General features: G+C 70.4%; 12 protein-coding genes. 6 read left to right on the top strand and 6 right to left on the bottom strand.

Features of this window, described 5'->3' with window-relative positions:
- Window positions 1-74 precede the first annotated feature (74 nt).
- Window positions 75-2,810, bottom strand: coding sequence for a type I DNA topoisomerase (gene topA, locus ACI7BZ_RS16000; RefSeq protein WP_414118152.1), 2,736 nt, complete (start codon window positions 2,808-2,810; stop codon window positions 75-77).
- Between the two features lie 397 nt (window positions 2,811-3,207).
- On the opposite strand from topA, the gene ACI7BZ_RS15995 reads away from it, so the two are divergent.
- Window positions 3,208-3,408, top strand: coding sequence for a hypothetical protein (locus ACI7BZ_RS15995; RefSeq protein ID WP_414118151.1), 201 nt, complete (start codon window positions 3,208-3,210; stop codon window positions 3,406-3,408).
- 208 nt (window positions 3,409-3,616) lie between these two features.
- Here ACI7BZ_RS15995 and dprA read toward each other — a convergent pair whose 3' ends face one another.
- The 4 genes from dprA to ACI7BZ_RS15975 are packed head-to-tail and all read right to left on the bottom strand — an operon-like array spanning window position 3,617 to window position 7,677.
- Complete coding sequence (gene dprA / locus ACI7BZ_RS15990) at window positions 3,617-4,765, bottom strand: DNA-processing protein DprA (RefSeq protein WP_414118150.1); 1,149 nt, start codon at window positions 4,763-4,765, stop codon at window positions 3,617-3,619.
- Window positions 4,766-4,772: 7 nt separating this feature from the next.
- The gene (plsY, locus tag ACI7BZ_RS15985) at window positions 4,773-5,381 is read right to left on the bottom strand and encodes a glycerol-3-phosphate 1-O-acyltransferase PlsY (protein WP_414118149.1); all 609 of its coding nucleotides are present in this window, start codon (window positions 5,379-5,381) and stop codon (window positions 4,773-4,775) included.
- Window positions 5,382-5,420: 39 nt separating this feature from the next.
- Entirely contained in the window at window positions 5,421-6,737 is a 1,317-nt protein-coding gene (locus ACI7BZ_RS15980; RefSeq protein ID WP_414118148.1) for a dihydroorotase, read from the bottom strand.
- Window positions 6,730-7,677 (bottom strand): aspartate carbamoyltransferase catalytic subunit, encoded by a 948-nt coding sequence (locus ACI7BZ_RS15975; protein ID WP_414118147.1) that lies wholly within the window; start codon window positions 7,675-7,677, stop codon window positions 6,730-6,732. The genes ACI7BZ_RS15980 and ACI7BZ_RS15975 overlap by 8 nt, the downstream gene beginning before the upstream one ends.
- 351 nt (window positions 7,678-8,028) lie before the next feature.
- On the opposite strand from ACI7BZ_RS15975, the gene ACI7BZ_RS15970 reads away from it, so the two are divergent.
- The 5 genes from ACI7BZ_RS15970 to ACI7BZ_RS15950 all read left to right on the top strand — a co-directional run bounded on the left by ACI7BZ_RS15970 (window position 8,029) and on the right by ACI7BZ_RS15950 (window position 11,507).
- Window positions 8,029-8,760 (top strand): cytochrome c biogenesis CcdA family protein, encoded by a 732-nt coding sequence (locus ACI7BZ_RS15970; protein WP_414118146.1) that lies wholly within the window; start codon window positions 8,029-8,031, stop codon window positions 8,758-8,760.
- An 80-nt stretch (window positions 8,761-8,840) separates the two neighbouring features.
- Window positions 8,841-9,557, top strand: coding sequence for a metal-dependent hydrolase (locus ACI7BZ_RS15965; RefSeq protein ID WP_414118145.1), 717 nt, complete (start codon window positions 8,841-8,843; stop codon window positions 9,555-9,557).
- A 137-nt stretch (window positions 9,558-9,694) separates the two neighbouring features.
- Window positions 9,695-10,192 carry a pantetheine-phosphate adenylyltransferase gene (gene coaD, locus ACI7BZ_RS15960; protein ID WP_414119187.1) on the top strand — a complete coding sequence of 166 codons (498 nt, stop codon included), beginning with the start codon at window positions 9,695-9,697 and terminating at the stop codon, window positions 10,190-10,192.
- 98 nt (window positions 10,193-10,290) lie between these two features.
- The gene (locus tag ACI7BZ_RS15955; protein WP_414118144.1) at window positions 10,291-10,842 is read left to right on the top strand and encodes a peptidylprolyl isomerase; all 552 of its coding nucleotides are present in this window, start codon (window positions 10,291-10,293) and stop codon (window positions 10,840-10,842) included.
- 203 nt (window positions 10,843-11,045) lie between these two features.
- Window positions 11,046-11,507 (top strand): peptidylprolyl isomerase, encoded by a 462-nt coding sequence (locus ACI7BZ_RS15950; RefSeq protein WP_414118143.1) that lies wholly within the window; start codon window positions 11,046-11,048, stop codon window positions 11,505-11,507.
- 184 nt (window positions 11,508-11,691) lie between these two features.
- Here the strand turns inward: ACI7BZ_RS15950 and ACI7BZ_RS15945 are convergent, their stop codons facing one another.
- Complete coding sequence (locus tag ACI7BZ_RS15945; protein ID WP_414118142.1) at window positions 11,692-12,456, bottom strand: proteasome-type protease; 765 nt, start codon at window positions 12,454-12,456, stop codon at window positions 11,692-11,694.
- Between the last annotated feature and the right edge of the window lie 44 nt (window positions 12,457-12,500).

The raw sequence follows: 12,500 nt of genomic DNA, 5'->3' as shown, positions 1-12,500 counted from the left end.
CGGCGAGCGGGGAAGGGGCGGGCCGGGAAGGGCGAGGCGGGAGGTGCGCGGCGATGGACCGGCGCCGCCAGAGCCTATTCGGCCGCCTTGGGACCCTTGGGCGCCGCCTTGCCGGCGGGCTTCTTGGCTGCCGGCTTCTTTGCCGCAGCCGGCTTCTTCTCGGCTGCCGGCTTGGCTGCCGGCTTGGCCGCCGACTTAGCCGCCGACTTGGTGGCTGTCTTGGCGGCCTTCTTCGGCGCCGCCTCCCCATCGCCCGCCTTGGCGGGCGCCTTGCGGGCGCCGCGTGCGGGCTTGGACGGGCTGGAGGCGGCCTTGGCGTCGATGATGGCCACCGCCTCGGCGAGGGTCAGCGCCTCGGGGTCCATCGACTTGGGCAGGGTGGCGTTGACCTTGCCGTGGTTCGCATAGGGCCCGAAGCGGCCGGCGCGCACGGTGATGGGTCCGCCAAGGGTGGGGTGCTCGCCCACCACCCGTCCGGGGGCTGCCGCCCCGCGCCCGCCGCGGCCCTTGGACTGCTTTTCGGCAATGAGCGCCACCGCGCGGTTGAGGCCCACGGCGAGGATGTCGTCGCCATCCTCGATATTGGCGTAGGTGCGCCCGTGCTGCACATAGGCGCCATAGCGGCCGATGCCGGCGAGGATGGGCTCGCCGTCCTCGGGATGCTTGCCCACCTCGCGCGGCAGGGCCAGCAGCTTGAGCGCCGTTTCCAGGTCCACGTCGGCCGGCGCCATGCCCTTGGGCAGGGAGGAGCGCTTGGGCTTCTCCCCGTCCTTGCCCTCGCCGAGCTGGAGATAGGTACCGAAGCGGCCGGTGCGGACGGTGACCTCCTCGCCGCTCTCCGGGTCCACGCCGAGCACCCTTTTGCCGTCGCCCTCCGGCGCGCCTTCGCCGCCGGTGAGGGGGCGGGTGTGCCGGCATTCGGGATAGTTGGAGCAGCCGATGAAGGCGCCGAACTTGCCCATCTTCAGCGACAGCCGGCCATTGCCGCAGGTGGGGCACAGGCGCGGGTCGGTGCCATCCTCCCGCGGCGGGAAGATGTGGGCGGTCAGCTCCTCGTCCAGCGCGTCCAGCACCTGGGACACGCGCAGGTCCTTGGTGGCCTCGATGGCGGCGAAGAAGTCGCGCCAGAAGGCGCGCAGCACCTCTTTCCAGTCGAGCTGCGCGGCGGACACCTCGTCGAGCTTCTCTTCGAGGTCGGCGGTGAAGTCGTATTCCACGTAGCGCTTGAAGAAGCTCTCCAGGAAGGCGGTGACGAGCCGGCCCTTGTCCTCCGGCACGAGGCGCTTCTTGTCGAGCTTCACATATTCGCGGTCGCGCAGCACGGCGAGCACGGCGGCATAGGTGGAGGGCCGGCCGATGCCCAGCTCCTCCATGCGCTTCACCAGCGAGGCTTCCGAATAGCGCGGCGGCGGCTCGGTGAAGTGCTGGTCGGTGAGGATGTCGCGCCGGTCGAGCTTCTCGTTGGCGCTCATGGCCGGCAGGCGGCGGCTCTCCTCGTCGTCGTCGTCATCGTCCTTGCCCTCGCGATAGAGGGTCAGGAAGCCGTCGAACTTCACCACCGTGCCGGTGGCGGTGAGGTCCAGCACCCGGCCGCCGGCTTTCGCCTCGATGTCGGCGGTGGTGCGCTCCAGCTCCGCCGATTCCATCTGGCTCGCCACGGTGCGGGTCCAGATCAGGTCGTAGAGCCGGGCCTGCTCGGCATCGAGATGGCGCGCGGCATCGCGGGGATGCCGGGAGGGGTCGGTGGGGCGGATGGCCTCGTGGGCCTCCTGGGCGTTCTTGGCCTTGGTGGTGTATTTGCGCGGCACGCCCGGCAGGTATCTGGGGCCGAACTGCTTGCCGATGGCCGAGCGGGTGGCGGCCACGGCTTCCGGGGCCATGTCCACGCCGTCGGTTCGCATGTAGGTGATGAGGCCCACCGTCTCGCCGCCCACGTCCACGCCCTCGTAGAGGCGCTGGGCGATCTGCATGGTGCGGGCCGGGGCAAGGCCCAGCTTGCGGCTCGCCTCCTGCTGCAGGGTGGAGGTGGTGAAGGGCGGCTGCGGGTGGCGCTTGAGCGGCTTGGCCTCCACCGAGCGCACGCGGAAGTCCGCCGCCTCCAGCGCGGCGCGGAAGGCCTTGGCCTCCTCCGCCGTGCCCACCGAGAGGCGGGTGATCTTCTTGCCGTCGGCGCCGGAGAGCCTGGCCTCGAATTCCTCGGCGCGGGGCGTGGCGAGGCGGGCGACGATGGACCAGTATTCCTTGGCGACGAAGGTCTCGATCTCGCGTTCGCGGTCGCACACCAGGCGCAGCGCCACCGATTGCACGCGCCCCGCCGAGCGGGCGCCCGGCAGCTTGCGCCACAGCACCGGCGAGAGGGTGAAGCCGACCAGATAATCGAGGGCGCGGCGGGCGAGATAGGCGTCCACCAGGGCCACGTCGATGGCGCGGGGCGCCTTCATGGCGTCCAGCACGGCCTGCTTGGTGATGGCGTTGAAGACGACGCGCTCGACCTTCTGGCCCTTCAGCGCCTTCTTCTGCCGCAGCACCTCCAGCACATGCCAGGAGATGGCCTCGCCCTCGCGATCCGGGTCGGTGGCGAGGATGAGCCCGTCCGCGGCCTTCACCGCGGTGGCGATCTCGTTCAGCCGCTTCTGCGCCTTGGGGTCCACCTCCCAGAGCATGCGGAAGTCGGCGTCGGGATCCACCGATCCGTCCTTGGATGGCAGGTCGCGCACGTGGCCGTAGGAGGCGATGACCTCGTAGCCGGGACCGAGATATTTGTTGATCGTCTTCGCCTTAGCCGGCGATTCGACGATGACGACCTGCATGACGAACAGTGTCTCCTCAAGGGCCGCCGCCCCATTGCGCGGCCCGGGGATGCCTGGCGCCGGGAAGGCCTTGTCGGCCTGCCGGAACCGGATGGGATGTGCCGCGACCGGCGGCCGGCATCTCCGGCCCGCCGGAATGCACCGGTGCGCGACCGCCCCCGCGGCCCCGCAACCCGGAACGCGACACCGAAGAAGCGGCGCGCAACATGGGGAGCCGCGCGGCGCCTGTCAAATGCCACGGCTGCGGGGCGATGCCATGGGGCGATCCCGAAAGATACAACCATAAGTATGTTTTAATATGATACTCAATCTTTAAGAGGGAGTACCTCCATTCATTCCGGCAACGGGCGGCAGCATGACGGATGCGTCCACTTCAGGCTCCATGGGAGACCCGCCCATGGGAGACCCGATAACGGGAGACCCGGTGGAAGTGGCGGCCTATGTCGCAGCCATTTCCGGTGAACTGGCCCGTCTCGCACGGGCCAGCGGGCTTGGCACCCTCGCTTATATTCTCGACATGGCGCGGCTGGAGGCGAAGGCCACGGCCGGCGAGGAACGCGGGGCGGACGGCGGGTCCTCCGGGGTGGGCGGGCGCTAGGGCGCGTTCCGCTCAGCTTGCATCGCAAGCTGAGCGGTAAAACGTTCTCTATCAATAATTTAGAGACTGATTCACCGATCAGGTTGATTCAACCTGATCGGATCAGGTTCTAGGGCGCGATCCGCTCACAGGGCGCCGCGCCGCGGCCCGGTGGCCTCAAATCCGGCTTTCGCGGCGACTGGGCCTCGACCCGCCGCGCCGGCCGGCGTCACTTCAGCGCAACGCGGCCGGTGCCGGGACGATCGAGCCGGCCGGCCAGCTCCAGTTCCAGCAGCACGATCTGGACCTCGGCGGCGGACGCGCCGGACAGGCGGATGAGATCGTCGATGAAGGTGGGTGCCGGCCCCAGCAGGCCGACGATGCGGGTCCGCGCATCCTCGGCGGGAGACACGGGAACCAGTTGCTCGTCCTCGGGCGGGCCTTCCGCCTCCATGGCGCCCGGCCCCCGCTCCGCCATGGGGCTGAGCACCGCCAGCACGTCCTCGGCCGTCGTCACCAGGGTGGCGCCCTGCTTGAGCAGCCGGTTGGTGCCGCCGGCGCGCGGATCGAGGGGGGAGCCGGGCACAGCGAACACCTCGCGCCCCTGTTCCAGCGCCAGCCGCGCGGTGATCAGCGAGCCCGAGCGCTCCGCCGCCTCCACCACCACCACCCCCAGCGCCATGCCGGAGACGATGCGGTTGCGCCGGGGAAAGTCGCGGGCGCGGGGCTCCCAGCCCACCGGCATCTCGGACACCACCGCTCCCAGTTCCGCCACCTTCTCGATGAGGCCGAGATTCTCCGGCGGATAGGGCCGGGCGAGCCCGCCGGCGAACACGCCCACCGTGCCGCTCTCCAGGCTCGCCTCATGGGCGCAGGCGTCGATGCCGCGGGCAAGGCCCGACACCACCACCCAGCCGGCGGCGGCAAGGTCGCGGGCGAGGCGGGCGGTGAAGGCGCGGCCGGCGGCGGAGGCGTTGCGGGCACCGACGATGGCCACCATGGGCCGGCGCATCACCGCGCCGACGCCGCGCACGCACAGGAGGGGCGGGGCATCGTCCAGGCTGCGCAGGGCGGCGGGATAGTCGGCCTCGCCCATGGCCACCAGCCGCGCGCCCATGCGGGAGAGGGCGGCCATCTCCGCTTCCGCCTCCTCCACCGTGGGGATGTGCGGCGGCAGCAGCCGCCCGCCCCGGCGGGCGAGGGTGGGCAGGGCCTCGATGGCGGCGCGGGCGCCGCCGAACTGGTTGATGAGAGCGCGGAAGGTGCGCGGGCCCACGTTCTCGGTGCGGATCAGGCGCAGCCAGTCCAGCCGCTGGGCCGGCCCCAGCAGCTCGCCGCCACGGGGGGCGCCGGCGCCGGGGGAGCTGCGCCGCGCCATGCCGCCCTCAGCCCTTCGCGCCGATCTTGCCCTCGGTCCCGTCGAGGAGGCGGCGGATGTTGGCGTGGTGCTTCACCCACAGGAGAATGGCGAGCACCGCCAGCAGCATCGCCACCTTGTCGTCGCCCGTGGCCGCCACCATCGCCACCGTGGCCACCGAGGCCATCAAGGCGGCGAGGGAGGAATAGCGGGTGACATAGGCCGCCGCGAGCCACACCACGGCGAAGGCGGCCACCCCGGGCCAGGCCAGGCCCAGGGTGACGCCGATGAAGGTCGCCACCCCTTTGCCGCCGTTAAACCGCAGCCAGACCGGGAAGATGTGGCCGAGGAAGGCGCCCAGCCCCGCCGCCATGGCCGCCTGCGGGCCGGCGAGGGCGGCCGCCGCCAGCACCGGGACGGTGCCCTTCAGCGCATCCAGAAGCAGCGTCGCCGCGGCCAGGTCCTTGCGGCCGGTGCGCAGCACATTGGTGGCGCCGATATTGCCGGAGCCGATGGAGCGCAGGTCCCGCGTGCCCGCCGCCCGGGTCAGCAGCAGGCCGAACGGGATGGAGCCGAGGAGGTAGCCGAACGCCAGCGCAAGGAGAAGCACGAGCGCGGACGAAGGGGCATCAGGCATGAACACCTCGGCAGTCCGGGGGGCGATCCGGGGGCAGGCTCAAACGTATTCGTAGACGACGTGGCCGGCAACGATGGTGCGCAGGACCCGCCCCTCCAGCCGCGCCTCGTCGAACGGGGTGTTGCGGCAGCGCGACTTGAGCTGTCCCGGCTCCAGCACATAGGGCATCGCCGGATCGAACACGATCACGTCCGCCGGTGCGCCGGGCCGCAGGGTGCCGGCATCGAGGCCGAGGATCTGCGCCGGGCGGGTGGAAAGGGCGGCCAGCAGCGTCACCAGGTCCACCGCATCCGCATGGACGAGGCGCAGGGCGGCCGAGAGCAGCGTCTCCAGGCCGATGGCGCCCGGCTCCGCCTCCGAGAAGGGCAGGCGCTTGCCTTCCACGTCCTGGGGCAGGTGGTCGGAGACGATGACGTCTATGAGCCCGGAGGCGACGGCGCGGATGAGGGCGCCGCGGTCGTCCTCGCAGCGCAGCGGCGGGGCGAGGCGGAAATAGGTGCGGTAGGCGCCGATATCCATCTCGTTGAAGGAGAGGTGGTTGATGGTGGCAGAGGCGGTCACCGGCAGGCCCGCCTCCTTGGCGCGGGCCAGCACCTCCAGCGATTCGGGGCAGGTGAGGGCGGCGGCGTGGTAGCGCCCGCGCGCGCCGGCCACCAGGCGCACGTCCCGTTCCAGCACGATGGTTTCGGCCGATTTGGGAATGCCGGAGAGGCCGAGCCGCGCGGCGAAGGCGCCCTCGTTCATGGCCCCGGCGGACATGGTGGCGTCCTCGGTGTGGTGCACCAGCAGCGCGTCGAAATCGCGGGCGTAGGTGAGGGCGCGGCGCAGCACCTGGGCATTGGCGAGGGAGCGGTGGCCATCGGTGAAGGCGACGGCGCCGGCGGCCTGCAACAGGCCGATCTCGGTCATCTCCTCGCCCCTGAGGCCCTTGGTGATGGCGGCCATGGGGTGAACCCGCACCACGGCGGTGTCCCGCGCCCGGCGCAGGATGAAGTCCACGATGGCCGGGTCGTCCACCGGCGGGTCGGTGTCCGGCTGGCAGATGATGGTGGTCACGCCGCCCGCCGCCGCCGCGTGGCTGGCGGTGGCCAGGGTTTCGCGATGCTCGGCGCCGGGCTCGCCCACGAAGGCGCGCATGTCCACGAGGCCGGGGGCGACCACGGCGCCCTTGCAGTCCACCACCTCGGCGCCCTCGGGCACGCCGGCGGCGGCGATGCCGAAGCCGCTGTCCTTGACCACGCCCTCGGCGAGGAACACGTCGCCATGGAAATCCGACCCGCGGGAGGGGTCCACCACCCGCGCATTGGCCAGCAGCAGCGGGCGCGGATCGTTGCGGATGAGGCGACCGTCACGCATTGGGCAGCTTCCGGGCCAGGGTATCGAGCACGGCCATGCGCACCGCCACGCCCATCTCCACCTGCTCGCGGATGAGGGAGCGCGGCCCGTCGGCCACCGCAGAGGAAATCTCGACGCCACGGTTCATGGGGCCGGGGTGCATCACCAGCGCATCGGGCCGGGCGTGGCGCAGCTTGGTCTCGTCGAGGCCGAAGTAATGGAAATATTCCTTCACGGACGGGATGAAGGAGCCGGCCATGCGCTCGCGCTGCAGGCGCAGCATCATCACGATGTCCGCATCCGCCAGGCCGCGCTCCATGGTGCGGTGGACCTCCACGCCGATCTCCTCGATGCCCGCGGGCAAAAGGGTGGAGGGGGCCACCACCCGCACCTTCGCGCCCAGCGTGTGCAGCAGCAGGATGTTGGAGCGGGCGACGCGCGAATGCAGCACGTCGCCGCAGATGGCCACGTTGAGCCCCTGGATGCGCCCCTTGTTGCGGCGGATGGTGAGGGCGTCCAGCAGCGCCTGGGTGGGGTGCTCGTGGGTGCCGTCGCCGGCATTCACCACGCAGCAGTCCACCTTGCGCGCCAGCAGCGCCACCGCGCCGGAGGCGTGATGCCGCACCACCAGGATGTCGGGGTGCATGGCGTTCAGGGTGATGGCGGTGTCGATCAGCGTCTCGCCCTTCTTCAGCGAGGACGAGGACACCGACATGTTCATCACGTCCGCCCCGAGCCGCTTTCCGGCGATCTCGAAGGAAGACTGGGTGCGGGTGGAGGCCTCGAAGAACAGGTTGATCTGGGTGCGCCCCCGCAGGGTGGAGCGCTTCTTCTCCACCTGGCGGTTGAGTTCGATGAACTCCTCCGCAAGGTCGAGCAGGCCCGTGATTTCGCCGGCGGTGAGGCCTTCGATGCCGAGCAGGTCTCGGCCGGAGAGGGAGAAGGCGGAAGCGGGGTGCATGGCAGGCCGCAGGCATAACGACAAGGCGGCCCTCCGGCAAGGGATGGCTGGGGACGGTGGGGCCGACCCTGCCGCTCCGGGCCGGCGGTCCAGGAGGCGGCGGCCCATTCCATCCACGCCGCGGGAACCGGGCGCAACCCTCGCCCCCGACCGGGCAACCGCGATTCGCCCCTCCTCCCGGCAGAGGAGCGCACGCCCGCGGCCGCCCCCCTCACAAGCCGGCGAGCGCGGCGATGTGAGGCTTGCCCGCGCCGCGCCGCCGGCCCATTGAGAAGCCGCGCCGAAGACCCCCGGATGCGCGCTGCCGGCTTTGCCGCCTCGCGCTCCCAAGAGAAAGCCGCAAGACCGCCCATGGCCGACGTGACCCTGCCCGCCGCCTTCTTTGCCGGCCTCGTGAGCTTCGTCTCCCCCTGCGTCCTGCCGCTGGTTCCGCCCTATCTGTGCTTTCTGGGCGGCAGCACGCTGGACGACCTTGCCGGCGACGAGCCGGTGAAGGAGGTGGGGCGGCGGGCCATGGTGGGGGCCATGCTGTTCGTGTCCGGCTTCAGCGTGGTGTTCGTGGCGCTGGGGGCGGGGGCCTCCGCCATCGGCGACCTGCTGCGGGCGCATCTCGACATTCTGTCCATCGTGGCGGGCGTGGCCATCATCGTCATGGGCCTGAATTTCCTCGGCGTGTTCCGCATCCACCTGCTGCACCGCACGGCACGGCCCCATGTGCATGAGCCCACCGGCCTGTGGGGGGCGTTCGTGATGGGCCTCGCCTTCGCCTTCGGCTGGACCCCCTGCCTCGGCCCGGTGCTGGGCGCCATCCTGGCGGTGGCGGGCTCGGAAGCCACGGTGGCGAAGGGGGCGGGCCTGCTCGCGGTCTATTCCCTCGGCCTCGGCGTGCCGTTCCTGCTGGCGGCGGTGGCGGTGAAGCCGTTCCTGAAAAGCCTGGTCCACATGCGCCGCATCCTGCCGGTGGTGGAGAAGGCCATGGGCGCGCTGCTCGTGGTCACCGGCATCGCCTTCATGTCCGGCTGGATCGCCCATGTGAGCTACTGGCTGATCGAGACCTTCCCGGCGCTTTCCACCATCGGCTGAGCGCGGGCGTTGCGCCGGGCGGGGGCTTCCGGTTTACTCCCGCCGCCATTTCACGAGGTGCAGCCAAGGGGCGCTCGTTCATGAAGATCACCTGGTTCGGCCACGCCGCGTTCCGCCTCGACTTCGCCGACAGGGCGGTGCTCATTGATCCGTTCTTCACCGGCAATCCCAGCTTCCGCTCCACGGTGGAGGAGGCGGCGCGCGGGGCGACCCACATTCTGCTCACCCATGGCCATTCGGACCATATCGGTGACACCCTCTCCATCGTCGAGGATGCGGCCGACGCCAGCCGTACCCTGCCGGTGGTGGCCAACCCCGAGATCTGCGCCTTCCTCGCCGCCAAGGGCGCCGGCGATGTGGGGCAGATGATGAACACCGGCGGCACGCTGGATTGCGGCGGCTTCACCGTGACCATGGTGCGGGCCGACCATTCCTCCGGCGGGCCGGCGGCGCCGGCCGAATATCTCGGCAATCCCACCGGCCTCATCGTGAAGGCGCCGGGCGAGCCCACCGTCTGGCACATGGGCGACACCGACATCTTCTCCGACATGGGGCTGATGTGCGAGATCCACGCCCCCAAGGTGGTGTTCCTGCCCATCGGCGACCGCTTCACCATGGGTCCCGAGGTGGCGGCGCTGGCGGTGAAGCGCTTCCTGCCCGGCGTGGAGGTGGTGGTTCCCTGCCATTACGGCACCTTCCCCATGCTGGTGCCCGATGCCGCGCGCTTCGTCGCGGCGCTGGCCGGCCATCCGGTGAAGGTGGTGGTGCCCGAGAGCGGCGGCAGCTTCGAGGCGTGACCCCGCCGGGCCGGGCCGCCAGGTTCCGGTCCGTCAGGTTCCGGCCCGACCCTTCCGCCGATCCCCTGCCATTGTCCGTTGCATCCCCGCGCGCGGACAGCTACCCCTTGCCGGACATGAGCGCGCCACAAGCCCACATCGCCCGCACCGCCATCTATGGCGGGTCCTTCGACCCGTTGACCAACGGCCACCTGGACGTGGTGCGTTCCGCCTGCCGGCTGGCCGACCGGCTGGTGCTGGCGGTGGGCATCCACCCCGGCAAGGCCCCGCTGTTCTCCGCCCAGGAGCGGCTGGAGATGCTGCGGGAGGTGTGCACCCCCATCGCGGCGGAAGAGAAGGCGACGCTGGAGGCGGTGACCTTCGACGACCTCATCGTCGCCACCGCCCAGCGGCTCGGCGCCACCCTGCTCATCCGCGGCCTGCGCGACGGGACGGATCTCGACTACGAGATGCAGATGGCCGGCATGAACGGCGTGCTCGCCCCGCAGGTGCAGACCGTATTCCTCCCCGCCTCGCCGCGGGTGCGCCCCATCACCGCCACTCTGGTGCGGCAGATCGCGTCCATGGGCGGGGATGTCTCCGCCTTCGTTCCGCCCGAGGTGCTCGCGCGCCTCGCCGCGAGGTTTCCGCGCTGACCCCGCCCGGCGCCCGCCCCTTGAGGGACGCGGCGTCCGCGATGCCCCATCCCGCCCCGTTCCGGGGCCGTTCCAGGGAGAGTTTCACGATGCGCTTCATGGGCCGCCTTCTTGCGGTTGCTTTTCTCGCGCTCGCCTTCGCGCTGCCGGCGGCGGCGCAGTCGAAGCCCGACCCGCAGAACACCCTTTATCTCGACACGCCCTATGGCCGCGTGGTCATCGCCCTGCGGCCGGACCTCGCGCCCCAGCATGTGGAGCGGCTGAAGACGCTGACCCGCGAGGGCTTCTACAACAACGTGCCGTTCCACCGCGTCATCGACGGCTTCATGGCCCAGACCGGCGACGGCGCCCGCGGCGACGGCACCGGCGGTTCCAAATATCCCAACCTGCCGGCGGAATTCTCCTCGGTGCCGTTCAAGCGCGGCGTGGTGGGCATGGCCCGCGCCTCCTCGCCCAACAGCGCCAATTCGCAGTTCTTCATCATGCTCGATGAAACCCCCAGCCTCAACGGCCAGTATACGGTCGTGGGTCAGGTGGTGTCGGGCATGGACGCGGTGGACAAGATCAAGAAGGGGCCGTCGTCGGCCAACGGCGTGGTGTCCAACCCCGACCGCATCGTGAAGATGCAGGTGGCGGCGGACGCTAAGTAAGGACCCGCTAGAGCTTGCGCCGATCCCGCTTGCACCGCAAGCGGATCGGATCGCGCTCTTGCCCCCTTCAAGGGGCGCCGCCTACTGGACGCGACGCCGGTCGCCGCGGCAGCGGGCGGGGCCGGCAATTTTCCCAACGCCCGGCGCCCGCCGGGACCATGCGGCGGCCGGCCGGACCGGCGCCGCGGTGAAAGGACAGGACCATGACGGACGAAGTGCTGATTCTCGAAACCACCAAGGGCCCGGTCACCATCGCGTTCCGGCCCGACCTCGCCCCCGGCCACGTGGCCCGCATCAAGGAGCTGGTGGCGGAAGGCTTCTACAACAACGTGCCGTTCCACCGCGTCATCGAGGGCTTCATGGCCCAGACCGGCGACGGGCAGTTCGGCAACGGCACCGGCGGTTCGGGCAAGAAGCTGAAGGCCGAGTTCAACCGCCAGCCCCACGTGCGCGGCACGGTTTCCATGGCCCGCGCGCAGAACCCGGATTCCGGCGACAGCCAGTTCTTCATCTGCTTTGCCGACGCCCGCTTCCTCGACGGCCAGTACACCGTGTGGGGCGAGGTGGTCTCGGGCATGGAGAATGTGGACCAGATCAAGCGCGGCGAGCCGGTGCGCGACCCGGACATGATCGTCACCGCCAAGCTCGCCCCCAAGGCGGCGTGACCCGAAGGGGTCCGTGAGCCCGCCCCGCGGGCTTCGGGCCCTCGCCCGCACCCGGGCGACTGGCCAGACGCAAGGGCGCCCCTCGGGGCGCCCTCTTTGCTGGAGTTCGGGCGCCCCTCGGGGCGCCCTTTTTACTGGAGTCCGTGCGCCCCCCGGGGCGCCCTTTTCGCTGGAGTTGCGGGCTTCAGCCCACGGCGCGGGTGCGCACGTCCTTCAGGTAGGGCGGGCGGGGAATGGAGGCGTGGGCCGAGCGCAGCGCCGCCGACCAGCGCTCGCGCAGGTCGTGGAAATAGGGCTCGCCCGGCTCGATGCGGTAGATGAGCTCGGAGCGCAGGGTCTCCGGCGTCACCACCATCACGTCGATGGGCAGGCCCACGCCGAGATTGGAGCGCATGGTGGAATCCATGGAGATGAGGCTGGATTTCAGCGCCTCGGAAATCTCCATGTCGTAGGTTACCGCGCGGTCCAGCACCGGCTTGCCGTATTTGTGCTCGCCGATCTGCAGGAAGGGCGTGTCCGGCGTGCATTCAATGAAATTGCCCGCCGAATAGATCATGAACAGACGCAGCGGCCCGCCGGCGATCTGCCCGCCGAGCAGGAAGGACACGTCGAAATTGACCGTGCTCTGCTCCATCACCACGCCGTTGACCTTGTGCACCTGGCGGATGGCGCCACCCACCAGCTGGGCGGCCTGGAACATGGTGCGGCAATCGCGCAGCTGATGGCGCTCGCCGGCCTCGTGGTCCTCCACCCCCTCGTTCATGAGGCTGACCACGGACTGGGAGACGGAGAGGTTGCCGGCGGAGGCGAGGCCGAGCACGTGATGTCCCGGCTCCTCGAAGATGTGGAGCTTGCGGAAGGTGGAAATGTTGTCGAGGCCCGCATTGGTGCGGGTGTCCGCGATCATCACGAGACCGTCACGGACCAGCACGCCACAGCAATACGTCATCGCAAACCCCCGGTTACGCGGGCGCGACTATAGCGACCGCCCCC

Source organism: Xanthobacter sp. AM11 (assembly GCF_047444035.1).
Classification (GTDB): domain Bacteria; phylum Pseudomonadota; class Alphaproteobacteria; order Rhizobiales; family Xanthobacteraceae; genus Xanthobacter.
The sequence above is the reverse complement of the archived record's forward strand: the minus strand, read 5'-3'. Positions and strand labels throughout refer to the sequence as shown.